Raw genomic sequence first — 25597 nt, 5'->3', positions numbered from 1 at the left:
CCCTGCGACTGATATACTTTCTCCCCGGTTGCATCCGGCGTACCTTGCCGTAACCTCGCGTTTCGACGGCCCTACCACCAGAATACCGGAATTCTCGTGACTCGGCGTATTTATAAGTAATCCGGACTAACGCCCGATGCATGCGGGGGTTCTACATCGGCCGGTTCCAGCCGTACCACAACGGCCACCACCGAATGGTCGAAGAGATTGCCACCGAGGTCGACGAGCTCGTCCTCGGCATCGGGTCCGCGGGCGACTCGCACTCGCCGCGGAACCCGTTCACCGCGGGCGAACGAATCATGATGGTCAACAAGGCCGTCTCGGATTTCGACATCGCGACCTACGCGGTCCCCATCGAGGACCTCGACCGCAACTCGGTGTGGGTCAGCCACGTCCAGTCGATGTCCCCCGCCTTCGAGGTGGCGTACTCCAACAACCCGCTCGTCATCCAACTGTTCAAAGAGGCGGGCGTCGAGGTCCACCAGTCGCCCATGTTCAACCGCGAGGTGCTGGAGGGCACGGAGGTCCGCCAGCGCATGATCGAAGACCGCGACTGGGAGTCGCTCGTCCCCGACGAGGTGGCGGACGTGGTCCGAGAAATCGACGGTATCGAGCGCCTCCAGCGCGTCACGGCCACCGACGGGTCGGAGCGCGTCGGCGACGACGGGAGCCGCGACCCGAACCCCTGTTGAGATGATTACGCTCGCGTCCGACTTCGGGCTGGCGTACCCGGCCGCGATGAAGGGCGTCGTCCTCTCGCGGACCGACGCGCGACTCGTGGACGTGGCCCACGACCTCCCACGGCAGGACGTTCGCGCGGCCGCCTTCTGGCTCCGCGAGACGCTTCCGTACTTCCCGCCCGCGGTCCACCTCGTCGTGGTCGACCCCGGCGTCGGGACCGACCGCCGCGCGGTCATCTTCCGCGTCGGCGACCACGTTCTCGTCGGCCCTGACAACGGCGTTCTCCGCCCCCCGGCGAGACGCGTGATCGACGCCCTCGGCGACGCCGACGCATCGGTCGAAGCCTACGAAATCGACGTTCCGAACCCCGATTCGACGACCTTCCACGGACGGGACGTGTTCGCGCCCGCGGCCGCCGACGCCCACGTCGCGGGCGCGTCGGCGCTCGGGTCGGTCGACCGCTTCGAACCGATTCCCGTCGACTCGCTCGCCGAGTGCCGCCTCCCCGAGGCGACCGTCTCGGCCGACGGCCGCGAGGCGACGGGCGAGGTGCTCGTCGTCGACGACTTCGGCAACTGCATCACCAACGTCCCGGGCGAGTTCGTCCGCGACGCGGCCGGCAGCCGCGCGACGGTAAACGGCGAGTCGGTCTCGGTCGGTCGCACCTTCGAGGCCGTCCCGCGCGGCGAGCGACTGCTCACCGTCGGCAGCCACGGCAACGTCGAGTGCGACGTGAACCACGGCCGCGGCGACGAGGCGTTCGGCCTCGCGCCCGGCGACCGCGTCGAACTCCGGGTCGACTGATGGGCGTTCTCGTCTCCGTCCCTGGCCTCAGTTCCGCCGCCGTCCCCGTCACCGTCGTCGTCCCCGAGGTCGACCCCTTCGCGGTGATGAACGTCGTCGGCCTCCTCGCGTTCGCGGTCGCCGGGGCACTCAAGGCCGCCGAGGCCGGTCTCGACGTGTTCGGCGTCTCCGTGCTCGGCGTCGTGACCGCCCTCGGCGGCGGGACGACCCGCGACGTGCTGGTCGACCGACTGCCAGCCTCGCTCGCGGCGACGTGGGACATGAGCGTCGCGCTCGTCGGCGTCGGCCTCGCAATCGTTCTCATCCACTCGATAGAGGGCCGCGTGCGCGACCACCCGGCGTTCCTGACCACCGACGCGGTCGGGCTGTCGGCGTTCGCGGCGACCGGCGCGCTCGTCGGCGTCGACGCCGGCGTCACGTCGTTCGGCGTCGTCATCCTCGCGACCATCACGGCCGTCGGCGGGGGCTCCATCGCCGACATCCTCATCGGGCGCGTCCCGGTCGTCCTCCGCGACGACTTCTATGCGACCCCCGCGGTCGTCGGCGGCCTCGGCTTCCTCGCCGCCCGTGCGGTCGGCGCGCCGACCGGCGTCCCCTCGGGGCTGTGCGCCGCGCTCGTCTTCTCGGTTCGGCTGCTCGCGCTCCGCTACGACTGGCGGTTACCGCGGGTCTAAGTGGTGAACCCGAGGCCACGCACCAGACGTTACAGTTCGTTTTCCACGCGCCACTCCGCGGACTGGACCCCGTCCGCGATGGTCTCGCGCTCGAAGTAGAGCACCTCGACGCCGACGACGACTACCGCGAGCGCGAGGACGGTCCAGAACGTCCCCCGCTCGGCGTCGAACAGATGCCACAGGAGCGCGACCGCGGAGCCGAGCGCGCCGACGGTTCCGACGGCGGGAATCACGGTCGTTTGGAGGTTCTCGCGCTCCCGGAACGCAAGAAGCGAGAGGCCGCCGAAAATGCTGATGAACGCGAGCGACGCGAACGAACTGATGGCGTCTAGACTTCCGAGGAAGGCGAACCCGGCGGCGAGCACCCCGAGCGTCAAGAGCGGACGAATCGGTTCGTCGGTGGACTCGTCTCGGAGCCGACTCGGGAGCAGGTCGTCGGCGACGAGGCGCTTCGAGAGCCGCGCGGAGCTGAACAGCGTGGCGTTGATGGCGCTCCCCGTGGAGAACAGCGCCGCGACCGAGATGAGGACGAACCCGGCCTGTCCGAGGAACGGCTGGGCCGCGACCGCGAGCGCGGTCTCGGCGTGCTGCTGGATGGCGTCGATTCCGGCGAGGTTGGTCGTGACGAGCGCGACGAGGATGTACAGAGCGGTCGCGCCCGCGATGGAGATGTAAATCGCTTTTCTGACCGTCTCCCGGGGGTCGGCGATGTTCTCTTGGTCGAACAGCAGGAGCTCCCACCCCTCAAAGGCGACGAAGGAGACGGCGGCCGCGACGAGCGGGCCGATACCGAAGTTCGACAGGCCGAACCCGAGGCCGCCGTGGGTCGCGCCGTAGGCGACGCCGCCGAGACCGAACAGGAGCAGGATGGCGACCTTAAGTCCGACGAGGAGGTCTTCGGCCCGCCCGGAGGCGTGCGCGCCGAAGACGTTGAGGCCTACGAACGCGGCGACGGTGAGCGCGGAGACGAACGGCTGTATCGAGACCGACGCGACCGTCGAGACGCCGGTGAGTTCGACGAAGTAGCCGCCGAACGCGTAGGCGTACATCGCCATCGTCCCGACGTAGCCGAAGACGAACGTCCATCCCACGACGCCCGAGAGCGTGGTGTTGTCGGTGAACTTCCCGACGTATCCGACGGGTGACCGAGGCGACTCGCACAGACTGTTCAGTCGGAGGAGCGAGTACCCGGCACAGGCCGCGAGCGCGCCGGCGACGACGAACGCCGCCCACGCGAGGGTCCCGGCCGCGCCGGCGACGACGCCGAGCACGGCGAAGATACCCCCACCGACCATTCCACCAATCGCCATCGACACGGCTTCCGGAAGCCCGACTTCGTCGGACATGGGGTGCAGTTCGACGCTCGCGACGGAAGAACGTAGCGACCAGTTGATAGGTGCTCGCGCAGCGGCAGCGGTACGGCTCTGGAGCGGCCGTTCGAGAGCGGACAGACGGAAAAAGCGACACGAAGTGGCCCGGCGGCGGAACGCGCCGCCGGTGGGGGAGCGTGTCTGCGAGCGGTTCGGTTACTTGGCGGCGATGACGTCGTCGATGCGGACGATCATCGTCGCGGCCTCGGTCGCGGACTCGATGGCTTCGCGCTTGACCGCGACGGGGTCGATGACGCCGAGTTCGACGGGGTCGCCGATTTCGCCGGTGCGGCCCGAGGAGATGATACCGGCGATGCCTTCGTTCTCGTAGCGGGCGCGGAGGTCGACGAGCGCGTCGATGGGGTCCATACCGGTGTTCTCGGCGAGGGTGCGCGGGAGCGCCTCGATGGCGTCGGCGTAGGCCTCGACGGCCAGTTGCTTGCGGCCCTCGATGCCGGCGGCCTCCGAGCGGATGCGGTCGGCGATGGCGATTTCAGTCGCGCCCGCGCCGGGGACGACTCCGCCCTTGTCGATGGCGGCGACGACCACGTCGACCGCGTCTTGGATGGCGCGTTCGAGTTCGTCGACGACGTGTTCGGTGCCGCCGCGGAGGAACAGCGTGACGGCCTTCGCCGCCGAGCCGCCCTCGACGAACGCGAGGTCGTCGTCGCCGAAGGTGCGGATGCTCACGGAGTCGACGTGACCGAGGTCGGACTCGTCGAGGTCGGACAGCGAGCCGAGGCGCTTCGCGCCGGTCGCGCGGGCGAGGGCGCGAGCGTCGGACTTCTTCACGCTCTTGAACGCGAGGATGCCCGCGTCGGCGAGGTAGCCCGCAACGCGGTCGTCGATGGACTTGGTGCAGAACACCACGTCGACGCCGGCGTCCTTGAGGGCCTTCGCGTAGCCGCGGAGTTCATTGTCCTCGGCGTCGATGGCCGCGGTGAGCTGGTCGACGGAGGTGATGTTGTACTCGGTGTCGACCTCGCCTTTGCGCACGTCGAGTTTCATGTCGAGGACCGCGACGGTCGCGTCGGAGACGGCGCGGGGCATGTTCTCGTTGACGGGTTCCTTGTCGAGGACGACGCCCTCGACGAGTTCGGTCGCCGAGGAGGACGCGCCCGTTCGGGTGAGCACGCGAACGTCGTCGCGGTGGAAGGCCCCGTCGGCGTCACCGTGGACCATCTGGACCGCCTTGACGACGTGTTTGGCGAGCACGTCGGCGGTCACATCGCCGGTGCCCTTGCCGGTCATGGAGGACTCGGCGACCTTGCGGAGCAGGTCGTCGTCGAGCGTCACGTCGAGGACCATGTCGTCGATGGCGTCCTGGGCGATGCGGGCGGCCTCGGTGTAGCCCTCGACGATGACGGTCGGGTGGAGGTCGTCGTCGAGGAGGTCCTCGGCGTGCGCGAGGAGTTCGCCGGTGAGGACGGCCGCGGTGGTCGTGCCGTCGCCGACTTCCTCCTCTTGAGTCTGGGAGACTTCGACGATCATCTGCGCGGCGGGGTGCTCGATGTCCATCTTCTCGAGGATGGTCGCACCGTCGTTCGTGATGACGACCTCGCCCGAGGAGTCGACGAGCATCTTGTCCATGCCGCGCGGGCCGAGTGTGGTCCGTACGGCTTCGGCGACCGCCTTTCCGGCGCGGATGTTGGAGTCCTGCGCGGAGCGGCCGTGCGTTCGGTTCGTCCCCTCTGCGAGAATGTATAACGGTTGCTGCATTCGTGAAGCCATGTTGAAACCTCAACCGCTATCAACGATTGCAGTTCTATAAATACGTTTCGGCGAGAGCGAGCTACGAAATCGCACGACAGGGCGACGGTTTTCGAATTCGAGCGCGGGGCGGGCGTCGCAGGGGTTCGGAGGGGGCCGCTCCGGGGTTCGGGCCGCGGTCGGCGGCCGGTTCGCGCCTCGCTACTCGTCGAGCGTGTCGACGGTGAGCGTTCCGTCGCCGAACAAGGAGACGAGATAGCCCGCGTACTGAAACGAGAACCTTCGAGACGGGTCGTGAGAGAGGCGAAAGAGAACGTCGAGCGCTTCGGGGTCGACACCGATGTCCGAGAGCGGCGGGAGTTCGAGTGGGCTGAGTTCCGTGGCAGTCGCGACCGCCGAAGCGATGGCGACCGCCACCTCGTCGTAGCGGTCGACGGAGGTGGTTACCACGGACCCGGCTCCATCTTCGAGCGGGTCGTCCATACAGTCCGAATGGGTAGTCGGGTACCTATTGGTGTGCGTTGATTATGTAACCCGTTATTGTGGGGGTCGCTCGTCGCGAATCCGCTCTGCGAGCGTTCGGTAGGCGCGTTTGAGGCGGGCCGCGACCGCCTGCCGCGAGATTCCGAGCTCCGTGCCGAGCTCGTCGAGCGACGTGTCCCGTCGCTCGTCGAAGTAACCGCGTTCGAGCGCGAGGAGCAGGGCTTCGAGTTGTGTGTCGGTCAGTCCCTCGCTCGCCGGCGCTTCCTCGGCCGCGACGGACGTGATGCGGTCGAACTCGGCGTCGATGCCGTGGGCCGCCCACTCGCGTCTGAGCTCGGTCAGCACGCGGTGCGAGGAGACGCGGAGTTTGAGCCACCACGAGTCACCGGTCGAGAGACACTCTAAGAGAACCGCGTCTCTGGACACTAACGCGTCGAAAATCGGAGCCTGAGAGACGTCCCACGAGACGCCGTAGAGCGCCCGGTCCGAGACGGATTCGACGAGCGTGAGGTCGTCGACGCTCGGAAGCGACCGCGCCGACTCTCCGAACGCCCCCGCGTCGGGACCGCGGACCCAGACGAACGACGCCGCCTGCGAGGCGGTCGGGACGGACCGTTCCAGCTCCAGTTCGACGTCGTGTTCCTCGGCCGCGGGACCGAACGGGAGCGCGGACAGCGGGGCGACGACCTCGACGATGAGGCACACGCGTGGACGATAGGTGGAGTAGGCCAAAAAACTGCGTTTCAGCGTCTCTCCCTACCGTCGTGAAGGAATGAACGTCACGCGGCGCTGAACGAACGAGTCGGTACTGTGTACTCGATGAAACGACTACGGCGGATTCTGCAACCTATTTGGCGGACACCGATGAGTGACTCGACAATGCTGGAGTTGGAACACGGGTTCAGGGTCGTGGACGTGAACGCCCGCCTCGACCCCGACGAGCAGTCGATTGCGGCGCGCGGGCGGGAGATAAGCCCCGAGCGGCTGGAGCGCGAACTGCATCAGGCGGGCGTCGTCCGCGCCGTCGTCTCGCCGGGCGCACAGCGGGTCAAGGGGAGCTACCTCCGTCCGAACAACGCGGTCGCGCGGATGAGCGTCGACCGGCCGTTTCTGGCGTTCGCCCGCATCAACGGCCCGCGCGACCCGAGCAGTCGGGCCTCGGCGCGGCTCCGGAACCTCACGTCGTCGCGGACAGACCAGCACGCCGACCCCGACGACATCGAGCAGTACGCCTACGACGACCGCTTCCACGGGTTCTCGCTCGCGCCGGCGGTCGACGGGCTCCCCGACGACGAGACGCTCGCGATGCTGGAGGACGTCGGGCTTCCCGTCTTCGTCGAGGGCGGGAAGGTCTTCGAGCCGAGCACCGTCGCCGAGTCGCTGCTCGGTCGGTTCCCCGTCATCCTGTCGAGCTTCGGCGGCTTCCCGCTCGACCGCGGGCTGATGGACGAAGCTATCGACCTCCTCGACGACCACGACGACCTCTACCTCGACACGAGTTTCGTCCGCTATCGGAGCGTGCTCGAACGCGCGCTGCTCGAACACCCGGACCGCGTGCTGTTCGGCAGCGGCGCGCCCGAGACCCACCCGAACGTGGGCGTCATGGAGATTCTGACGCTCGACGTGTCGGAGGACGCGCTGGCGAAGGCGTTCTCGAAGAACGCGGCGCGGGTCATCGAGGCGCTCGGCCCCGGAGAGCGGTAAAACGAGTCAGCGCCAGTCGTACCGGGCGACGGCGCGGTCGGCGCGCTTCGACCGGCCGTGGGGGTTGCGGGCGCGGGTTCGGTCGCGGGCGCGGGCTACCAATCCGTCCGAGACGCCCGTGGCGATACCACCGACCACGTCGCGGCCGGTGCCGGCCCACCCGGAGGGTGTCACGTCCCCTTTCACGACGCCGAGCGCGGCGTCGACGCCGTCCGAAATCGCGTGTTTCGCCGTCCGCTTGACGGTCCCGGGTCTGACGCCGTAGTTCTTCACGAGTCGGTAGGTCAGAGAGCGGTACTTCCAGCCCCAGTCGCGTTCGGAGATGCCGCCGTCGGCCTCGAACTCGCGGCGGACGCACATCTCGGGAGCCCACGCGACGGAGCGGTCGAAGCCGGCGAGTCGGTGCGCCGCGTCGCGCGCGCCACCCGTCTGGAGGTACTCGTCGAAGCCGTCGAGGGCGTCGATGATCTCGCGGCGGAACGCGACGTTGCCGCCGTTGAAGTACGTCACCGTGCGGCCGCCGATGGCGTTCCGTTCGAGGGATTCGGTCGTCATGCCGTTGCGGAGCGTCTGGTGCATCGGCCCGGTGACCACGTCGGCGTCGGCGATGCCGTCTTCGAGCGCCGACAGCCACGACGACTCCACGGAGAGGTCGTATCGGAGGAGCGCGACCACGTCGCCGCCGGCGACTTCGAGGCCGGCGTTGCGGGCGACGTTGAGGTTGCGGTCGGAGATTTCGACCAGCACGTCCACGTCGTCGCGCTCTCTCACCATCCCGGTCGTGCCGTCGGCGGAGGGGCCGTTGACGACGACGACTTCCGCGTCGGGGGCGTGCTCGGCCAGCGCGTCGAGGCTGGTGGCGAGCCGGTCCCGACCGTTGAGCGTCGGGAGCACAACCGAGAGATCCATACCCGACAGTTGCGGTGGACGTACTTAAATGTGAATCGAGAATCGTGTTAAATTCTGCCGTGAGAACGCCTCACTCGGCGTCGCTCGCCCGAGTCGCCGCGCGGGACTGCTCGTCGGCCGACTCGACCCGCGCGTTCCAGTACGACACGGACGCGAGGTCGTCGCCGACCGGCGAGTCGCCGACGGCGAGGTCGAGCGAGCGGAAGGGCTGTGCGACGCCGTTAGGAACCTTCCGGTAGAAGCCGAACGGGATGACGAAGTCGTGTTTCGCGTCGGCGAGGTCGAGTCCGGCGTCGCCGAGCAGCCGCCGCACGTCGCCTTCCGAGTAGAGCCGCGACCCCATCGGGAGCAGCCAGTTGTAGGCCACTCGGAGGCTCCCGTCGTTGAACGTGTCGAAGAACACCTGCTGTTTCGAGACGCGAGCCATTTCGGCTAAGAACTTCGCCGGGGTGTCCGCGAGGTGGAAAAACCGCATCGCGAACACCGCGTCGAAGTGGTCGTCCGGGAAGGGCAGCCGCGCGGCGTCGCCGCGGAGGAACTCGATGCGGTCGGCGACGCCCGCTCTGCGGGCCTTCTCCCGCCCCTGTACCATCATCGCCCGCGAGATGTCCAGTCCGACGACGTTCGCCCCCTCCTGGGCGAGCATCACGGTGAACCGGCCGGTCCCGCAGGCGATTTCGAGGACGTTCTTGTCCTCGACGGGGCCGAGCGCCGCGAGGACCGCCTCCTTCTCTCGCCGGTCGATGAGGCGACCGCCCTTGGAGAACCGCTTCGAGTCGTACTCCTGGGCGACCTCGTCGGCCTGGTACCACTCCTTTCCTTTCACGCTACGCATACTCGCGGGGGGGAGCCTAAAACGGTACTGGATACGCGGTGCGGAAGCGGGGTTCGGCGAGCGACGACAGAGAGGTTTTCCCCCGCTGAGCGCGTATCGTGCCATATGCCAACATGCAGAAACTGCGGGGAGACCTGTGATGCGGCTGAACTGACGCGCCACGTCAGCGAGGGGTGGCTCGTCGTCCACTGCCCGGCGTGTCACGCGCCGCTCGGGAGCTATCGACTCGGCACTCCTTCGGTCGATAGAATTCGAAACACGGAGTGAGACACCTACTCGCGGGCGATTTTCCAACAAACGCACGATATTAATATGTGTATTATGTGTCTGGATTCTTTTCACACACTTGTAGCTAACCCTTAACACGGAGCAACCGACTGTGTCGGGTATGAGCACCACCACTGCAGAGCCAGATACTGAAGACCTGCTCTCGGAAGCCGAGTTCCGAGAGCGCCTCCGCGAGCTTCCCCCGAGCGCGAAGCTCGTCGCAAAAGTCCTCGAAAGCGACGCGCCCCTCTCGCAGGGCCAGCTCGCGGAGGAGTCGCTGCTGCCGGACCGCACCGTCCGCTACGCGCTCAACCGTCTCGAAGAGTCTGACCTCGTCGGCTCGCGTTACTCCTTCAAGGACGCGCGAAAGCAGGTCTACTTCCTCAACACGTAAGCGCGCGGTCCCACGATAGCGCGACAGAACACGCCCGCGGGGGCGCACTCCCGCAGACCAAGCCACCACTTCTCTCGAACCACCTAACCCGTCGGCGAGCGTAGCCGCCGGCATGCACGTCACGCGCGTCTCCGTCCCCGTCGCCACTCGCGCGCCGACCGGCGCGACGAACGCCTATCTCGTCGCCGACGGCGGCGACACGCTGCTCGTGGACCCCGCGGCCCGCACCGACGAACTGGACTCCCTCGTCGCGCGCGAGAGCGTCGACCACATCGCGGTCACCCACACCCACGCGGACCACGTCGGCGCGGTCGCCGCCTACGCCCGCGAGACGGGCGCGACGGTCTGGTGTCGTCACGGCCGCGAGCGCGCCTTCTCGGACGCGACCGGCGTCGAACCGGACCGAACGTTCGCAGAGGGGTCGGTTCTCTCCGTCGGCGCGGGCGTCGAAGTGCTCGACACGCCGGGACACGCCCGCGACCACGTGAGCTTCGTCGCCGGCGACGACGTGCTCTGTGGCGACCTCGCGGTGGCCGAGGGGAGCGTCGTCGTGGGCGCGCCCGAGGGTGACGTGCGCGCCTACCTCGTCGCGCTCAGGCGACTCCACGCGCGGGGTCCCGAGCGACTGCTTCCGGGTCACGGCCCCGAAATCACGGACCCGCGGGCGACGCTGGCACGGCTCGTCGCGCACCGAAACGACCGCGAACGGGCCGTCCTCGACGCGGTGCTGGCCGGGAACGCGACGCCGGACGCCGTGACCGACGCCGCCTACGACAAGGACGTGTCCGCCGTGCGCGACCTCGCCCGCGCGACGGTCGTCGCGCACATCGAGAAACTCGCCGCCGAGCGTCGAGTCCGGTGGAACCCGGAGGCGGAGCGGGTCGAACCGCGGTAGGTCGCGCGTCGTCGGCGTCCGGGTCCGCGGGTAGCCGAGGCTCGCGCTCCGGCGAAAAACCGCGCCCCTCTTTGGGCTCGCGCCCGCATCGCGGGTATGGACCTCGACGCCGAACTGGACCGCGCCCGCGACCTCGACGTGTCGGAACTCGCCGACGCCATCGAGTCCATCGGCTTCGAGTGCACGCGCTGCGGGGCCTGCTGCAAGGGCTACGAGGGCGACGACGGCCCCGAACCGCACACCGCGACCGTCTTCCCCGACGAGGTGCGCGCCCTGCAGGAGGCCGGACCGGAACCGATGGAGTGGCGGGACGTGGCCCGCCCGATGCCCTACGGCCTCGCCGAGGGCGACGACGGCCCCGAGGGCGAGACGTTCGAATGGGCGCTCCAGACGAGCGCCTGCGGCGACTGCCGGTTCTACGAGGAAGACGACGACGGGCAGGGGGCCTGTCAGGTCCACGAGGATCGCCCCCTGATCTGCGAGACCTACCCGTTCAGCGTCGCCCTCGGCGGGACGAGCCAGCCGATGGGCGAGGCCGTCGACGAGGAGGGCGTCGTCCGCGCCCACGAGTGCGAGGGGCTCGGACGAGACATCTCCCGGGAGGACGCGGAGGAACTGGCGCGGGCGCTGAAAGAACGGGCGGTCCGAGAGCTACGCGAGGCGCGGGGCGTCACCGAGGCCTACGAGCCGGTCGAGACCGGACCGGGCGAGGTCGTCGTCCACGACTCGGAGGGCGCGAAACGGCCCGACGGGACGCGGGTTCAGTAGTCGAATCCCGATGACTGCGGTACATCTTTAACACTCCGGCCTGACCACATATTGGAGGTCTTACGGTGGAAATCTCAGATAAACTCCTGTGTCTGTTCAATGCTGACGTTCGCACCGAGGACGACCGATACGTCGTCGAAATTCCGCGCCGCGAAGTCGAGACCGGAACCGTCGAACCCGGCGAGACCTACCGCGTCGCGCTCATCTCCCGCGAGTCGAACGAGCCCGCCGAGTCCGAATCGAACGCCGGACCGACGCCCTCGGCCGAACCGCAACCGCCCGTCGAAGCCGGTGAACTCCGCTACGTCGAAATCGAGGACATCGGCAAGCAGGGCGACGGTATCGCCCGCGTCGAACGCGGCTACGTCATCATCGTCCCCGGCACCGAAGTCGGCGAGCGCGTGAAGGTCGAAATCACCGAGGTCAAGTCTAACTTCGCCGTCGGCGAAGTCGTCGAAGACGACTTCTGACGGCGCTGTTTTCGCGGTTCGACGCCGTTCGTCTCGACGGGACGTTTCTCCCGCCGCCGACAGACCACGTCTGCAAGTGAATCACGCACCACGCTTGCGAGTGAACAGAGAGGTATTCCGGACGCCTAGAGAGAGCACGATTGCACGTGAAGAATTAGTTTCTGAGTCCCGAGACGGCTACTGAACGTACTTCGTCACATCGGCGTCGACGCCCACGTCGGCCGCGTCGGCGTAGGGTCGATTCACCACGATGTCGCCGGCGGTCGAGCGACCGATGCCGGGGATGGCGGTGAGTTCGTCCATCGACGCCTCGTTGAAGTCGAGCGGGTAGGGAACGCCGGTGACGGAGCGGTAGCCGTGGTCGACGACGGCCACGTCGATGGTCTTCCCGAGTTCGCGCTCGCCCGGAATCCCGACCAAAAGCGGGTAGGTTCCGAGCTGGCGGCCGAACGTCCGGCCGTCCTGGTGGTATTCGAGGTGGACGTTCGGGAGGACCGTGCCCGCGGGCGCGACCCGGCGGAGCATCGGTTGGTCGATTTCCTCGCGGACCTCCTTTTTGTACGTCTTGAACAGCTGTTTGTGGTCGCGGGCGATGTCGGCACCCGTATCGGACATGTCGGTGCCGTCGAACGCCATCACCTGCCGGATGTTGATGCGGCGGACCATGAGGCCCTCGTCGTAGACGCGCTGGAGAAACCGCTTGTTGTGCTCGAACGTCTCCTCGCGCTCGCCTTTCAGCCCGTGGAGGAGGTTGATGCCGGGGAGGAGCTTCGGCAGGCGGTTCGCGGCGTCCGGGCCGTGGGTCGGCGCGTCCGCCGGGTCGTCGCCGGGCCGCCAGCCGGCGACCTCGTTGACGATTTTGACCGCCTCGAAGCACTCGTCGGCGGAGACGTTGAGGTTGTTCTCCTCTTGGACCACGGGGTCGGCGGATTCGAGGCCGAACGCCGCGGTGTCGCCGGCCGTGTTGTGCTCGGCGATGATGCGGAGCGCCTCGCGAGACTTCTCGGGCCAGCCGACGATAGTGATGGGGTTGACGTTGTCGAGGTGGAGCGTGCCGAGGTCGGGGGCGACCTCGCGGATACCGCCGTAGAGTCGGCGGAGCGCGTCGGGGTTCGGGGCCTCGCCGTCGCCGCCGAACGCGAGGATGTCGGCCTGTCGGCCGAGCCGGAAGTGCCGCGCGCCGCGGTTATAGAGGTTCTCGACTTCCTTGACGACGGAGTCGGCGGTGCGGAACGCGGGGTTGCCGTACAGCGGTTCGGTACAGAACGAACAGCGGTAGGCACAGCCCCGCGAGGTCTCCATCTCGCAGATGAGGTGGTCGGGGTGGTTCGGGTGCTGTTCGACGACGAACGCGCCCGTGGCGGCCCAGCGGTCGAGTTCCTCGTTGTCGCGCATGCGGTTGCCGAAGCCTTCGAGCCCGGAGTCGACGAGGTCGTAGGCGGCCGCCTCGATGTCGCCCTTGGCGACGAAGTCGTAGTCGAGGTTCTTGCGCTCCATGTCCTGGCCGCCGGCGTTCTCGTCGCCGACGCCGAAGCGAATCGGCCCGCCCATGAGCGCGGTCCCCTCGGCGACCCACGCGAGTTCGCGGACCTCGTCGGGTTCGGCGGGCGTCCCGCCGACGTACTTGCCGGGGACGGTCATGCCGCCGATGTAAATCATGAGGTCGGCGTCGGCCACGTCGCGCCACTTCTGTCTGTCCTCGCGGAGTTCGTCGATGGTGTGGTAGACGACGTTGGACTCGGGGACGCCCGCGTCAACCACCGCACCCGCGGTGAACCTGGGATACGTCGAGATGTACGGCGGCACGCCGAAGTGCGCCGGCTCGTCGACGTATCCGTCGACGATAGTCACGGTGAGGTCGGCGGGGTCGGTCATCGGTCGCGGTTCGGGTTCGACGCGGAAAACGCAACCGGTCGGCGGTCGAAGACGGGGGTAGTCGTGCGAGGGCGAGCGCAGGTGTCGGCGATGGTGCGGCCCGCGGGTCGCTTCCGCCTCCCGCGCGTTTATCAGCGTGGGAGCGTAACTGACGGCCATGCCCGCGACCCTCGAAGTCAAGTGCGCCAACGAGGACTGCGAACTCGACATGTTCGAGCTGCACTACACCTACGATATGCCCGACGACGTGACGGTGGCGGACTTCTCCTGTCCGTACTGCGGCGAGTCCCGCTTCCTGGAGGAGATTCAGCTATGAGCGACCTGCGGAAGTTCGGCGAGTCGGCGGCGAACGCCGTCCTCGAACGGGTCGGCCGCGGCGTCAGCCAGATGCAAGAGCGCAAGCCCCTCGCCCACGACCTGCTCGAATCCGAGGACGCCTACCTCGTCGTCTTCGATGCGCCCGGTGCCCGCGCCGAGGACGTGCAGGTCCGCTTCCTCGACGGCGAGGTCGAGATTCGCATCGACCGCTTCCGCGACTTCCACGAGGGCTACGAGATGCGCTTCCCCGGCCGCGGCCTCACGCTCTCGGGGAAGGCGACCATCCCCTCCGACGCCTCGGTCGAGGCCGCCGAGGGGACCGCCACGGTCGGCAAGAACGGCACGCTCCAGATTCGGATTCCCAAGGACGAGCGCGCGAGCGACATCGCCGTGACCGAGGAGGAAGACGAAGGCGAGGCCGACACTGAGTCCGAGTCCGAGTCCGAGGCCGGCGACGAAGCCGACGACTTCGGTGACGTGGACGACCAAGACGCCTGAAGTGCAGTTTCGGGCGCGACGCGGTGACCGCCCCCTTTTCCCGTTCTTTCATTCCCCGTCGAGCGTCATCCCCTCGACCACCGCGAACTCCTCGTCGCCGTCGAAGCGCCGAGGGTCGAACGCGTCCGGTATCGACGCCTGACCGTCGTCGAGCACCGCCTCGGCGAGTCGCTCACCGATTGCCGGCGACCACATGAAGCCGTGGCCGTGCCAGCCGGCGGCGACGTAGACGCCCTCGGCGACCGCGCCGACGAGCGGGTTCCGGTCGGGGGTCGCCCCGCAGAGGCCGGCCCACGCGCGGTCGAGTTCCGGGTCCGTCGCGTCCGCAGGCACCGGGTCGCCCGCATCGCCGACCGTCGTCCGGTGTCGAACCGCGTCGAGCGCGTCGGCGACGAACCAGTCGTCCGCGGTCGGGTCCCAGTCGTCGGGGTCGGGTTCGACAGGTTCGACGCCGTCGCCGGCGAGGACGCCACCGGGGTGCGGCCGAAGGTACGACTCGGCGGTCGCGTCGTAGACGGTCGGTCCGCGGTAGTCGCAGTCGGCGACGAGCGCCTGCGCCCGGTAGGGCTTGAGCGCGATGGGGAGACCGGCGTCGACCAGCAGGCGGCGCGAGTGGACGCCGGCCGCGACGACGACGGCGTCGAAGCGGGCGGTCACCACGTCGTCGACGGCGACGCCCGGCGGGTCCGTTCGGAGCGACACCGCGTCGCCGACGCGGAACTCGACGCCCGCGGACTCGCACTTCTCGACGAACAGGTCCGCGTAGGCCGCCGGGTCGGCCCAGCCGGCGTTCTCGGCCAGGCCCGCGAGGAGCACGTCGTCGGTCCGAATCGGGAACCGGTCGGCCAGTTCGTCGGCTCCGACGAGCGACACCGCGCGGTCGTGGACCCGCATTCGCTCGACCGACTCTTCGAGGGCCGCGGCCGCCGCGTCGTCGCCCTCGCGAGCGAGAAAGACGTAGGGTGTCTCGTGGAAGGTGAACGCTCCCTCGCCCGAGAGGCACCGGAACCGGGCCATCGCGTGGTCGGCGACGGCCACGTCGATGTCCTCCGCGTAGGCGTCGTAGCAGATGCCGGCGGCGCGGCCCGTCGACCCGCCGCCGGGGGTGTCGCGTTCGAACAGCGTGACTCGCGCCCCGCGCTCGGCGAGGTCGAAGGCGGTCGTCAGGCCGACCGCGCCCGCGCCGACGACGGCGACGCGCGCTGATTCGTTCATACCCCGTCTGCGTCGGCGAGCGACTTGAATGGCCGCCGCTCGCGGTCGTAACGTCGGTCGAGACCCGCGCGGCGCGGTCGCTCAGGATGTGTAGAGAGACGGGGTAGGTCGGCCGGCCGTGGCCCACGTGGAAACCACGTGGGTCCGAAAGGAGCCACCCGACCGTGCCGTCACCTGTCCTCTCCGGCGACCGCGTAAAAGGCCTCCGGTGCGAGTTCGGAGACAGGGCGGGCGGCGCGCGAGCGGCGCGCCGGACTACTCGGCGAACTCGTCGACGCCGCGGGCGGGATAGCCGACCACTAGGTCGATGCCGGCGTCGCGGAGGTCGTCGATTCGCCGGCGCACGTCGGCCACGGAGCCGATGAGCGCGTAGTCGCGCGAGGCCTTCAGGAGCACCTCGCGGGCGCGAGCCTCGGCCGAGGCGTCGGTCGCGGCGTCGTCGGGGAGCGCGCGAGCAACGGGACGGCGACGGGAGACGTACGCGCCGACGGCGTCGAGAATCTCGTCGTCGTCGTCGGTGAGGGCGGTCGGGGCGTAGACCGCGATTTCGCCGTCGAAGCCGGCGGCCCGGAGCGCCCGAACGTCCCTGCGGGTCGACCGCGAGAGGAGTTCGTACTGGGTGCCGCCGGCGGCGAGGGCGATTCGTTCGATACCCTCGGTGCCGACCCACGCGTCGGGCGCGCGCTCTCTCGCGGCGCGGAGTCGGGGGGCGACCGCGCGACCAACCTCGTCGTCGGTCAGATACGCGCCGTGGCCGGCCACGAGCACCTGCCGAATTCCGTCGGGGAGCCACTCGTACAGCGAGTCGTCGCCGAGCGGGTCGAAGCCGTCGGCGCGGACCGGCGTAGTCAGTCGAACTTCCTTTTCGGCCGTGAGTTCGCGCAGCACGTCCTCGTCGGGGAGTCGCTCGCGGCCCTCGTAGTCGATAGCCACGATGTCGAGCGGGACCGACAGCGCCTCGCGCACGTCGCACTCGGCGGGCTTGAGTGCGACAGCGTCCAGACCGGCTTTCGAGACCGCACGCTCGGCGGTCAACATACTATCACCACAGAAATTTCAGTACCGTCGCGGAACGCGATCCATCGTCTGTGCGACCATGTGAGAACGGATAGCGCGGAGGAGGGCAAAACCCTGTCGGTGACGGCGATGCTGGCTCTCCCGGCGTCGTTTATATACCCCGTTTCGAAGCGGCGACGAGCGGCGTCGAAGCGCGTGACGACTCGTCTCACGGCGGAATACCGATGGTTCGTCCGTCGTACCGCCACGATTGTATTCAGGACGCAATTCTAAATTCGAAGTAGTAGTCGAAACTGAATCGTGACAGCCTCAGACGCCCGTTTTCGGTGATTCCCAGTTCTATAGATTCGGAAATCGCGTCGCCGTTATATGGGGTTCGCGGCCGACGATTCAGATGTAAGGTGAACCGAGATGAGCGCTAACGCACAAATCGAGATGCTGGGGAACAGGATGGACTTCGACTACTCGCGGGGCGTCACGGGCTACGTGCTCGTGTTGACCCGCCTCATCACCGGGTACTGGTTCCTCCACGCGGGCTGGGGGAAGATAACCGGTGAAGCGTTCAACGCCGGCGGCTACCTCGCGAACGCCCCCGCCGCCTCGCCGCTGCAGGGCTTCTTCGCGTGGGCCGCCGCGACTCCGTGGCTCCTCGACCTCACGAACATCATGGTTCCGTGGGGTGAGTTCCTCATCGGCCTCGGGCTCATCGTGGGTGCACTCGTCCGGCTCGCCGCCTTCTTCGGCGGCGTCCTGATGGTGTTCTTCTACCTCGGGAACGCCGACTGGGCCCACGGCGTGGTCAACGGTGACCTGTTCGGGCTGATGATGTTCGCCATCGTCGGCACCCTCGCCGCGGGCCGCATCCTCGGCCTCGACGCCATCATCGAGAAGATGGAGTTCGTCCGCCAGCGCCCCGCGCTCAAGTACCTCCTCGGCTGAGGGGGTACTCGGGGGGGCAGAAAGGGAGTTGCCGTGGGGACGACGACACGCTGACGCTGTTTTGTTTTTCGGAACCGACTCAGACACCGCGAGCGGGCGCGCTGGGGGCAGTGAGCCGAGGAGAACGAGACGTCGAGTGGGGACGCTACACCGGGTAGTCCGCGTCGGGGTCGACCACGCGGTCGACCTCCTCGGGGGCCCGCCAGTCGGTCGTGAGTTCGAGCAGTTGCACGAGCATCCGCCCGGTCGCGCCCCAGACGGTGTAGCCGTCGACGTGGAAGAAGTGGAGTCGAATCTCGCCGTACTGCGGGTGGTCGCGGCGTTCCGACTCGTAGTTCGCGCGGTCGGTCAGGTCGTCGACCGCGAGCACCGCGATTTCGGCCACCTCGCGCTGGTCGGGTTCGTACTCGCGGTCGGGCACCGTGGCGACGAACGGGGAGACGGCGTAGTCGGTCACGGTGAGGATATCGTCGAGTCGGCCGTGGAAAGCCGCCTCCTCGGGCCGGAGCCCGATTTCCTCGTTGGACTCGCGGAGCGCGGTCGCCCGCAGGTCGGCGTCGCTCGGCTCGCGCCCGCCGCCGGGAAAACTCATCTGGCCCGGATGCTCGCCGAGGTGGTCGGCGCGCTTGGTAAACAGGATGTGCGGCCGCTCGTCGCGGAACACGACGGGGGCGATGACGGCCGCCCGCCGGCCCGCGTCGACGGTCACCGGTTCGTGTCGGGTGACGCCCGCGAGGTCCATCGTCACGATTCGTAAAGAGATGCCGAGACTTAGGCCTGCCCCTCCGCGTCCAGCGCGGCGTCGAGGCGCTCGCGAATCGACCCGACGTCGGTGTCGGCCCACGCTTCGAGGTCGTACGTCACGTCCAGCAAGCGGGCGATTTCGTCGTCGTCGCCCGTCTGCACCGCGCTCGCGGCCGCCGCGCGGAGACGGCTTTCGACCTGCGTCGCCAGTTCGTCCCGCGGCACCTCGCGGGTGGGGTAATCGAGGATGTGCGGCAGGTCCTCCGCCCGGTCGGGGAGCGTCGGAAACGCCATCGGCCCGACCGTCAGGAGTTCCCCGTCTGTCTCGTCGTCCTCGTAGGGGACGAGGTAGTAGGCGTCGACCGCGTCGGAAATCGCGCCCGAGAGGGCGTTGCCGTCGGTTTCGCGGCCCTGCTTGAACGCGAGTTCGTCCAGCGCGGTCTCCAGTTCCTCGCGGGTGAGCGCCCCGAAGAGGTCGACGACGCCAGCGAGGTCGTCGTAGGTCGCCTCGCTCATCGACCCGCAGCCTCCCGCACGTCGTCGAGGTCGTCGCTCGCGGCGGCAAGCACCTCGTCGGGCGACAGCGACGTGTCCCGCCACGCCGGGAGCCGCGTGTCCTCGCCGGGCTTCGAGATGGCCTCGGCGTAGGTGGCGACCTGCTCGCGCTCGTCTGTCCGGTCGTAGTCGAAGCCGTTGAACGCCGCGTCGGCCGCGTACTGCTCGACCAGTCTGTTCCCGGCCTCGCGGTAGCGCTCCGCGAGCGTGTCGAACTCGACGGTTCCGCCGTGTTCCACGACAGCCCGGAGGAGCGTCCGCCCGACCGACTCGCTCATGTCCGAGAGGCCGGTCGGCCCGCTCACGGAGCGGTGGTCGTGTTCGTACTCGCCGAGGTCGACCTGCGCGCTCCGGTCGAAGCCGGCGTGGGCGAAGGCGTCCCCGAGGGTGCCGACTTCGAGGCCCCACTTCCGCGGCGACCGCATCCGCAACGCGAGGTCCGAGGTGGCCGCGAACTCCCCCGCGAGGGCGTACCGGAACGAGTCGAGATACCGGACGATGGGCGCGTTAGTCTCGTCCTCGAGCGCCCGGACGAGCGGGGCGTAAAACAGCCTGAACAGCCGGCCGTAGAGCTGCCCCTCCTCGACGCGGGCGTAGTAGCCCTTCGAGAAGTCGTGGCCGTGCGCGAGCGGGAACAGGAGCCGCGGGACGTAGCGCTCGTCGTAGGTCTTCGTGTCCGCGTCGTGGACGACGACGTACTCCTCGCGGGCGGCGCAGCCGAGCGCGAGCCACACGTCGCGGCCCTTGCCCCGCTCGCCGTCGAGGCCGTGGGAGTCGAGGAGGTCGGCGACGCGGGGGCCGTCGCACCACAGCACGTCGAGCGGTAGGTCGTACTCGTCGAGCCAGTCGGCGAACGGGGCCACCCGGTCGGCGGGCGCACGGAGGGGGACGACGACCCGCGCCGGCGAGAGCGACTCCAGCGTCGAGAGCACCCGCTCGGCGGCGAGGCCGGCGTACTCTCGCTCCGTCATCGGCACGACCACGGCGGCGCGGTCGGTCGGGGCGTCGGGGACCGCGCCGGAGAGGTCGTGGAGCGTCGTGACCCGCTCTTGTACGTACTCCATCGTGTCGGTCGTGGGACCGGGCGAGCAAAAGTGCGGCGAGAGCCGAGCCGGCTGCCGGCTTCGCTCCGGGAGAGTCCGGGCGGTCAGGGGGGTCAGTTCGGGATGCGCCCGGCGCGCTGGAAGACGATGAGGCCCGTGACGACGACCGCCAGCCCGACCGAGAACCAGAAGAACACCTCGTCGAACGCGTAGCCGAAGTCGGTCAGGGTGCCGACCACGCCCGACCCGCTGGCCTGGAATATCATCATGCCGAACGAGTACACCGAGTAGGCGCTCCCGCGGCTCTCGTCGGGCAGCGTGTCGAGCAGGTAGGCGTCGAGCGCCGGAAAGAGGCTGTGGATGACGTAGCCGACGACCGCGGTGACGACGACGAGGCCGACGAGGCTCGTCGTCACGGTCAGGACGAACACCGAGACGACGAAGGAGACGAGCACGCCGAGGATGTACGGGATGCGCGGCAGCTTGTCGGCGAGCCGCCCCGAGAGGAAGAACGCCGGCACGCCCGCGCCGAAGATGACCGTCAGCATGTTGCGCGCCGTCGTCGCCGGCAGACCCTTCGACACCATGTACAGCTCGTAGAAGTTGAACAGGCCCTGCCAGACGAAGCCGGTGAAGCCGAGAATGACGATGCCGGTGAGGATGACGCGCCACTCGCTCCGGGCCGCGCCGAGGAGGTCGCGGTCGGCCGCGCCCGCGTCGGGGAGGTCGGTCGAGCGGGCCGTGAAAAAGAGCGCGAGGGTCACGACGGCGGCCGCGAGGCCGACGCAGACGAAGACGAGTTGCCACGCCGCGGAGACGAACGGGAGCCGGGGGACGAGGTCAGGACCGACCGCGAGGACCAGCGTGACGAAGGGCGCGACGCCGACGGCCGCGAGCTGGCTAGCGGTGCCGTGGATACCCATCGCGCGGCCGACGCGGTCGGGGAACAGCTCGCTCACGAGCGGGTTGGCGGCGACGAAGTACGCGCCCGAGGCGAGACCCATCGAGACCGCGCCGACCATCAGCGTCTCGACGGTGGTCGCGCTGGCGGTCACGCCCGAGGCGACGACGAGGACGACGCCGGTCCCGAGCACCACGCGGTGTCTCGGAACGCGGGTGAGGAGCCAACCGGTCGGGACGCGGAGGACGGCGCTCCCGAGCCAGACGAGGGTGGCGACGATGCCGACGGTGGCGCGGTCGACCGCGAAGAACGTGATGAACTCCCCGAGAAGCGGTGCGAAGACGACCCGCGCGAGGTTGACGAGCAGCACCATCCCGCAGAGCGTTCCGAAGAGGCGGCCACGTGACACGGACGGAACCGCGCGCCGCGGGGTCACAACACTTTCGACTGAGCGGGGTCGTCGGCGTGTCGTGCGGGCGAAAACGGGGGTCGTCGTCGGGTTTTTATGTTCGTTGCACAAACGGACACCTATGAAGACAACGCGGAAGGGGCTTCGAGACGGGGAGTTGGAGAAGGATACCTACGGGCGACTGACCTGTTCCGAGTGCGGCGAGTCGCTGAAGAAGAAAAACGACCCGGACGAGGTGTTTTCCCTCCGCATCTGCGCCGACTGCGGACGGGAGTGGAAAGAGCTCAGATAAGACGAACCGACCGACAGCGGACGCCCGACGGGAATCGGCGGCCGCTCACTCGAACACCGAATCGAACGTCCGCGCCCCGAGGGGGTCGAACGTGCCGGCCGCGATGTTCTCCGCGACGTGTGCTACCGACGACGCACCGACGAGCGCCGCGGTCACGCCGGGCGCGCTCCGCGAGAAGTTGAGCGCCCGCTGAGCCGCCGTGTCGCCGGCGAGCACCGAGTTCACCGACGCCGGAATCTCCGCCGCGAGGTCGCCCTGCGCGAGGCTGGCGCTCGTGAAGGCGTGCAGGCCGTGTTCGTGGGCGTACCAGAGCGCGCTCATCGCCTCGCCCGCGTCGGTGTCGTGGGCCTCGACGGTGAACGCGTCGGCCATCACGACGTTGAACGGGAGCTGAATCGCTTCGAGCGAGTGCTCGTCGTTGCCGACGGTGTCGGCCGCGCGCTCGGCCCGACGGACGAGTTCTGGGAGCGACAGGTACGCGTCGTGGTCGGGCGCGACCCGGAGCGCCTCCCACGTGGCGACGCCGTAGCGGCCGATGTCGTCAGCGGCGACCCGGCGTTCGAGGACCTCGAAGGCGGCCTCGATTCGGTCGTACACCGTCTCGCGGTCGGCGACGGCCAGTTGCGTCTCGGGGTTGTGCAGGTAGTAGCAGTCGACGTGGTCCAGTCCCGTCAGGTCGAGCGACCGGTCGACCATCTCGTCGACGAACGCGGGCGCGATGGTGTGGCTGCCGTGGGCGAGTTCGTCCGGTTCGGCGAGACCGGCGTCGAGGACCGTCTCGCGGACGTACGCGCCGGGGTCGTCGGGGCGCTCGCGGTCGAAGGGGACGAACCCGGCCTTCGAGGCGACGACGACGGCGTCGCGGTCGACGTCGGCCCCGCGGACCGCGTCGCCGACGACCCGCTCGGCGCGGCTGTGGCGGTAGTTCGACGCGGTATCGACGAGGTTGACGCCATGTTCGAGCGCGGAGACGAGCGACTCGCGGTAGCGGTCGTCGACCGCGTCGGTCGGCTCGCCGAGGTAGGTTCCGATGCCGATACTGGAGACGACGCCGGGGCCGAACCGGCGGTAGAAGGTGCGGCCGAAACTGTCACCGAACCGGTCGCGGTAGGCCCACGTCGCCCGTCCTGTAGCCATGGCCGGGGCTACGGCGGCCGACGGTTAAGGGCCACCGGTCCGGGTTCGGAGAGGGCCGCCAGCGAGTCAGATATCGCCCGACAGCGCCTCGAAAACGTGTTCGATGAGTTCGTCGCGGGCGATGGACTCGCCGTTGCCGCCGTCGGTGACGGCGTCGGGGCGGATTATCTGGCCGCCGCCCATCCGGGCGTGGCCGCCGGCGCTCGACCCGCGGTAGTGGTCGAGGGCGGCCTCCAGCGTCCGACCCATGTGAACCCGGTCGTCGCGGGAGCGACCCGAGAGGTAGACGTTGCTCTCGCGCTCGCCGCAGACGACCGCCGCGGTGACGCCCTCGAGTTGGATGAGTTCGTCGGCCGCCTGCGGGATGGCGTCGACGTTCGAGATGGTGCCGATGTCGGCGACCGCGAAGGGACCGCGCACGTCGCGGCCGGCGATGGCCCGCGCCTTCGCCTCCAGCACCTCGCGGGAGACCTCGGGATTGGCGATGCGGTCGAGGTGGTCCTCGTTGACGCCGGGGAAGAGGAAGCCGGCGGCGTCGAAGTCGGCGGCCGAACAGCCCGCAGTGAGGTGTTTGGTGTCCGTGAGAATCCCGTAGACGAGGCCCGTCGCGACCTGCGAGGGGACGGTGTACGAGGCGTTCACCTCGCTGGCGTGCATGTCCGGCGGGACGGGTTTCGCGCCCACGTCGCGGAAGTACTCGGCGACGATGCTCGAACACGCGCCGTAGTCGGTGCGCACGTCGGTGAACATCTCACCGGTCCCGTCGCCGGGGTGGTGGTCGACGACGGCGTAGGGGAGGACGCCCTCTGCCCCCGCGAAGCCGCGAGGCGCGTTGTGATCGACGAGGACGACCGCCTCGGCGGCGAGGTCGCTCACGTGGTCGATAGGGTCTAAGTCGAGGTCGAGAACGGTACGAAACGCGCGATTTTCCTGGTGTCGAATCTGGCCGGCGAACTGGATGGTCGGTGTGGTACCGACCTGTTCTGCGAGACAGGCTACGCCGATCGCCGCGGCCATGGCGTCGGGGTCCGGGTTCGGGTGCATGAGGACGGCGACCTCGTCGACGTCCTCCAGCGCCTCGGCGAAGCGCGTGCCCATCGGCCGCTTGAAGCGAATCGCGGCGTAGACGACGAGCGAGAGGGCACCGAGCGCGACGACGAGCGCCGCCGCGATTTCGGGGTGCGCGCGCACGAACGAGTCGATAGACTCGAAGATAGCACCCGTATCGAACTGCCCCACCGGACCGAACATACACAACACGACCGGGGCCTACCGTATGAATATTCCCCCTAATCGAGTTGTCCTGATTGACAGAATTTCGGGGAGTCGAACCTGTCGCCCCCCGAATACGCTCAGTCGTCGCCGGCCCGGTAGGCGTCGATTGCCGCCCGGTAACCCTCGCGATACGTCGGATACGCGAACGAATAGCCGAGGTCGCGGAGGCGGTCGTTCGAACAGCGCTTGCTCGTCAGGATGCGGCGACGGGCGGCCTCCGAGAGGTCGCCGACGTCGAGGCGTTCTTCTTTCGTGCGCTTCTCCGGACGCGGAACGCCGCACTCGTCGGCCAGCCAGTCCGCGAACTCGTGTTTCGAGACGGGTTCGTCGTCGACGACGAGGACGGTGTCGTCGCGGGCGCGGTCGGTTTCGAGGAGGTACGCGACGACGCCCGCGGCGTCGTCCCGGTGGACCATGTTGAGGTAACCCGCGGTGACCGGGCCGTTCAGGTAGCGTTCGAGCCGGTAGCGGTCGGGGCCGTAGAGCCCGGCGAACCGGGTGACCGTTCCCTCGACTCCACGCTCGGCGGCGTACTCGCGGGCGACGCGCTCGGCCTCCGCGAGGACGCGCGTCTTGTCGGTCGTCGGGTCGAGCGGCGTCGATTCGTCGACGAAGTCGCCGCCGTGGTCGCCGTAGACGCCCGTGCTCGACGTGTAGACGAGGCGCTCTGGCGGCGAGTCGCGCGCGGCGAACTGGTCGATTGCCGTTCGGAGACCCTCGACGAAGACGGCCCGGGCGGCGTCGGCTCCGCGGCCGCCGGAACTCGCGGCGAAGACGACGTGGTCTACGTCGGGGACCGACGCCAGCGAGTCGGCGTCAGTCACGTCGGCGCGGACCGCTTCCGCACCGGTCGCTTCGACGGCGGCGAGGCCGTCGTCGGAGCGGCGGACGCCCCACACGTCGTGGTCGTCGGCGACGAGCGTGCGTGCAAGTTCGAGGCCGACGTAGCCGCAGCCGAGGATGGCGACTCTCATCGTTCGTTTCGGACGGCGATGACGTGGTGGATGGCGGCCAGTTCGTTCAGCGTGGCGGCCGTGCGGCCCTCGATTGCCTGTTGAATCTCCTGTCCGGAGAGGTCGAGGTCGACCTCGGCGGCGAGCGAGTCAACGTCGAGGATGCCGCTCGTCATGCCCATGAGGAGGTGGTCGCGGAACTCCCAGATGATGGCGTCGGCGTCGGGGTTGCCGTCGGCGAGTTCGAGAACCGCGGCGGCCTGTTCGAGCGTGAGGTCTAACACGCCGTTCGAGAGCGCGGCTTCCGAGACGCCGGCGGCCTCGGCGGCCGTCTCCGACCCGGCGGCGGCGACTGCGCGGCGAATCTCGTCCTCGTAGGCGGCTCGCAACTCGTCTGCCGAGAGGGTTCCGGGCTCCGCGGCGGCGTCGTGCAACATACACCGCGATTCGGCGTTCCGGCGG

The 25597-nt window shown here is 68.7% G+C and carries 30 protein-coding genes; 13 read left to right on the top strand and 17 right to left on the bottom strand.

What is annotated here, in order from left to right:
- The first annotated feature begins 140 nt into the window (after positions 1 to 140).
- The 3 genes from C5B91_RS02390 to C5B91_RS02380 are packed head-to-tail and all read left to right on the top strand — an operon-like array spanning position 141 to position 2159.
- Positions 141 to 692, top strand: coding sequence for a nicotinamide-nucleotide adenylyltransferase (locus C5B91_RS02390; protein ID WP_004972681.1), 552 nt, complete (start codon positions 141 to 143; stop codon positions 690 to 692).
- 1 nt (position 693) lies between these two features.
- A complete protein-coding gene (locus C5B91_RS02385; RefSeq protein WP_008092231.1) occupies positions 694 to 1485 on the top strand; it encodes an S-adenosyl-l-methionine hydroxide adenosyltransferase family protein in 792 nt (263 codons plus the stop codon).
- A complete protein-coding gene (locus tag C5B91_RS02380) occupies positions 1485 to 2159 on the top strand; it encodes a trimeric intracellular cation channel family protein (protein ID WP_008092230.1) in 675 nt (224 codons plus the stop codon). Before C5B91_RS02385 ends, C5B91_RS02380 begins: the two co-directional genes overlap by 1 nt.
- 29 nt (positions 2160 to 2188) lie before the next feature.
- Here the strand turns inward: C5B91_RS02380 and C5B91_RS02375 are convergent, their stop codons facing one another.
- From C5B91_RS02375 to C5B91_RS02360, 4 genes are all read right to left on the bottom strand, one after another.
- On the bottom strand, positions 2189 to 3505 hold the full coding sequence (locus C5B91_RS02375; RefSeq protein ID WP_115819044.1) for an APC family permease: 1317 nt from the start codon (positions 3503 to 3505) through the stop codon (positions 2189 to 2191).
- Between the two features lie 180 nt (positions 3506 to 3685).
- Entirely contained in the window at positions 3686 to 5248 is a 1563-nt protein-coding gene (gene thsA, locus C5B91_RS02370; protein ID WP_008092226.1) for a thermosome subunit alpha, read from the bottom strand.
- 192 nt (positions 5249 to 5440) lie between these two features.
- Positions 5441 to 5722: a HalOD1 output domain-containing protein gene (locus C5B91_RS02365; RefSeq protein WP_004972693.1), complete on the bottom strand. Its 282-nt coding sequence runs from the start codon at positions 5720 to 5722 to the stop codon at positions 5441 to 5443.
- 54 nt (positions 5723 to 5776) lie between these two features.
- The gene (locus C5B91_RS02360) at positions 5777 to 6427 is read right to left on the bottom strand and encodes a helix-turn-helix domain-containing protein (protein ID WP_008092224.1); all 651 of its coding nucleotides are present in this window, start codon (positions 6425 to 6427) and stop codon (positions 5777 to 5779) included.
- Positions 6428 to 6601: 174 nt separating this feature from the next.
- On the opposite strand from C5B91_RS02360, the gene C5B91_RS02355 reads away from it, so the two are divergent.
- Positions 6602 to 7426: an amidohydrolase family protein gene (locus C5B91_RS02355; RefSeq protein ID WP_115819043.1), complete on the top strand. Its 825-nt coding sequence runs from the start codon at positions 6602 to 6604 to the stop codon at positions 7424 to 7426.
- A gap of 6 nt (positions 7427 to 7432) precedes the next feature.
- Here C5B91_RS02355 and C5B91_RS02350 read toward each other — a convergent pair whose 3' ends face one another.
- Positions 7433 to 8335, bottom strand: coding sequence for a glycosyltransferase family 2 protein (locus tag C5B91_RS02350; RefSeq protein ID WP_008092221.1), 903 nt, complete (start codon positions 8333 to 8335; stop codon positions 7433 to 7435).
- 70 nt (positions 8336 to 8405) lie between these two features.
- A complete protein-coding gene (locus C5B91_RS02345; RefSeq protein WP_049968155.1) occupies positions 8406 to 9161 on the bottom strand; it encodes a class I SAM-dependent methyltransferase in 756 nt (251 codons plus the stop codon).
- Between the two features lie 114 nt (positions 9162 to 9275).
- Here C5B91_RS02345 and C5B91_RS22280 point away from each other — a divergent pair, with 114 nt between their 5' ends.
- The 5 genes from C5B91_RS22280 to C5B91_RS02325 all read left to right on the top strand — a co-directional run bounded on the left by C5B91_RS22280 (position 9276) and on the right by C5B91_RS02325 (position 11964).
- On the top strand, positions 9276 to 9437 hold the full coding sequence (locus C5B91_RS22280; protein WP_008092215.1) for a hypothetical protein: 162 nt from the start codon (positions 9276 to 9278) through the stop codon (positions 9435 to 9437).
- A gap of 121 nt (positions 9438 to 9558) precedes the next feature.
- Positions 9559 to 9831 carry a winged helix-turn-helix domain-containing protein gene (locus tag C5B91_RS02340; protein WP_004044165.1) on the top strand — a complete coding sequence of 91 codons (273 nt, stop codon included), beginning with the start codon at positions 9559 to 9561 and terminating at the stop codon, positions 9829 to 9831.
- A gap of 112 nt (positions 9832 to 9943) precedes the next feature.
- Positions 9944 to 10726, top strand: coding sequence for an MBL fold metallo-hydrolase (locus C5B91_RS02335; RefSeq protein ID WP_008092212.1), 783 nt, complete (start codon positions 9944 to 9946; stop codon positions 10724 to 10726).
- 96 nt (positions 10727 to 10822) lie between these two features.
- Positions 10823 to 11494 (top strand): YkgJ family cysteine cluster protein, encoded by a 672-nt coding sequence (locus C5B91_RS02330; RefSeq protein ID WP_008092210.1) that lies wholly within the window; start codon positions 10823 to 10825, stop codon positions 11492 to 11494.
- 65 nt (positions 11495 to 11559) lie between these two features.
- Positions 11560 to 11964, top strand: coding sequence for a TRAM domain-containing protein (locus tag C5B91_RS02325; RefSeq protein ID WP_004972711.1), 405 nt, complete (start codon positions 11560 to 11562; stop codon positions 11962 to 11964).
- Between the two features lie 177 nt (positions 11965 to 12141).
- Here C5B91_RS02325 and C5B91_RS02320 read toward each other — a convergent pair whose 3' ends face one another.
- Positions 12142 to 13839, bottom strand: a complete 1698-nt coding sequence (locus tag C5B91_RS02320; RefSeq protein WP_049913375.1) for a radical SAM protein — start codon at positions 13837 to 13839, stop codon at positions 12142 to 12144.
- A 157-nt stretch (positions 13840 to 13996) separates the two neighbouring features.
- On the opposite strand from C5B91_RS02320, the gene C5B91_RS22275 reads away from it, so the two are divergent.
- Both C5B91_RS22275 and C5B91_RS02315 read left to right on the top strand, forming a co-directional pair.
- Complete coding sequence (locus C5B91_RS22275; protein WP_004972714.1) at positions 13997 to 14155, top strand: hypothetical protein; 159 nt, start codon at positions 13997 to 13999, stop codon at positions 14153 to 14155.
- Positions 14152 to 14655 (top strand): Hsp20/alpha crystallin family protein, encoded by a 504-nt coding sequence (locus C5B91_RS02315; protein WP_115819042.1) that lies wholly within the window; start codon positions 14152 to 14154, stop codon positions 14653 to 14655. Before C5B91_RS22275 ends, C5B91_RS02315 begins: the two co-directional genes overlap by 4 nt.
- Positions 14656 to 14703: 48 nt before the next feature.
- Here C5B91_RS02315 and C5B91_RS02310 read toward each other — a convergent pair whose 3' ends face one another.
- Positions 14704 to 15870 (bottom strand): FAD-binding oxidoreductase, encoded by a 1167-nt coding sequence (locus C5B91_RS02310; protein WP_115819041.1) that lies wholly within the window; start codon positions 15868 to 15870, stop codon positions 14704 to 14706.
- Between the two features lie 255 nt (positions 15871 to 16125).
- Complete coding sequence (locus C5B91_RS02305) at positions 16126 to 16908, bottom strand: hypothetical protein (protein WP_008092205.1); 783 nt, start codon at positions 16906 to 16908, stop codon at positions 16126 to 16128.
- A gap of 429 nt (positions 16909 to 17337) precedes the next feature.
- Here C5B91_RS02305 and C5B91_RS02300 point away from each other — a divergent pair, with 429 nt between their 5' ends.
- Complete coding sequence (locus C5B91_RS02300) at positions 17338 to 17826, top strand: DoxX family protein (protein WP_008092204.1); 489 nt, start codon at positions 17338 to 17340, stop codon at positions 17824 to 17826.
- A 145-nt stretch (positions 17827 to 17971) separates the two neighbouring features.
- Here C5B91_RS02300 and C5B91_RS02295 read toward each other — a convergent pair whose 3' ends face one another.
- From C5B91_RS02295 to C5B91_RS02280, 4 genes are all read right to left on the bottom strand, one after another.
- Positions 17972 to 18568 carry a CoA pyrophosphatase gene (locus C5B91_RS02295; RefSeq protein ID WP_008092203.1) on the bottom strand — a complete coding sequence of 199 codons (597 nt, stop codon included), beginning with the start codon at positions 18566 to 18568 and terminating at the stop codon, positions 17972 to 17974.
- 29 nt (positions 18569 to 18597) lie between these two features.
- Positions 18598 to 19086 carry a hypothetical protein gene (locus tag C5B91_RS02290; RefSeq protein ID WP_115819040.1) on the bottom strand — a complete coding sequence of 163 codons (489 nt, stop codon included), beginning with the start codon at positions 19084 to 19086 and terminating at the stop codon, positions 18598 to 18600.
- The gene (locus C5B91_RS02285; protein WP_115819039.1) at positions 19083 to 20189 is read right to left on the bottom strand and encodes a glycosyl transferase family 2; all 1107 of its coding nucleotides are present in this window, start codon (positions 20187 to 20189) and stop codon (positions 19083 to 19085) included. Before C5B91_RS02285 ends, C5B91_RS02290 begins: the two co-directional genes overlap by 4 nt.
- Before the next feature lie 92 nt (positions 20190 to 20281).
- Complete coding sequence (locus C5B91_RS02280) at positions 20282 to 21442, bottom strand: MFS transporter (protein ID WP_008092198.1); 1161 nt, start codon at positions 21440 to 21442, stop codon at positions 20282 to 20284.
- A gap of 157 nt (positions 21443 to 21599) precedes the next feature.
- Between C5B91_RS02280 and C5B91_RS22270 the strand changes: the two genes are divergently transcribed.
- A complete protein-coding gene (locus tag C5B91_RS22270; RefSeq protein ID WP_004972738.1) occupies positions 21600 to 21770 on the top strand; it encodes an HVO_0758 family zinc finger protein in 171 nt (56 codons plus the stop codon).
- A 45-nt stretch (positions 21771 to 21815) separates the two neighbouring features.
- Here the strand turns inward: C5B91_RS22270 and C5B91_RS02275 are convergent, their stop codons facing one another.
- From C5B91_RS02275 to C5B91_RS02260, 4 genes are all read right to left on the bottom strand, one after another.
- Positions 21816 to 22907, bottom strand: coding sequence for an aldo/keto reductase (locus tag C5B91_RS02275; RefSeq protein WP_049968149.1), 1092 nt, complete (start codon positions 22905 to 22907; stop codon positions 21816 to 21818).
- Between the two features lie 66 nt (positions 22908 to 22973).
- Positions 22974 to 24158: a bifunctional oligoribonuclease/PAP phosphatase NrnA gene (locus tag C5B91_RS02270; RefSeq protein ID WP_008092194.1), complete on the bottom strand. Its 1185-nt coding sequence runs from the start codon at positions 24156 to 24158 to the stop codon at positions 22974 to 22976.
- A gap of 101 nt (positions 24159 to 24259) precedes the next feature.
- On the bottom strand, positions 24260 to 25156 hold the full coding sequence (locus C5B91_RS02265; protein WP_049968147.1) for an SDR family oxidoreductase: 897 nt from the start codon (positions 25154 to 25156) through the stop codon (positions 24260 to 24262).
- Positions 25153 to 25572, bottom strand: coding sequence for a DUF5791 family protein (locus tag C5B91_RS02260; protein WP_049968146.1), 420 nt, complete (start codon positions 25570 to 25572; stop codon positions 25153 to 25155). Before C5B91_RS02260 ends, C5B91_RS02265 begins: the two co-directional genes overlap by 4 nt.
- Positions 25573 to 25597: the final 25 nt, after the last annotated feature.

It is taken from the genome of Haloferax sp. Atlit-10N (assembly GCF_003586325.1).
Lineage (GTDB): Archaea > Halobacteriota > Halobacteria > Halobacteriales > Haloferacaceae > Haloferax > Haloferax prahovense.
This window is presented reverse-complemented; position numbering and strand designations above follow the sequence as displayed.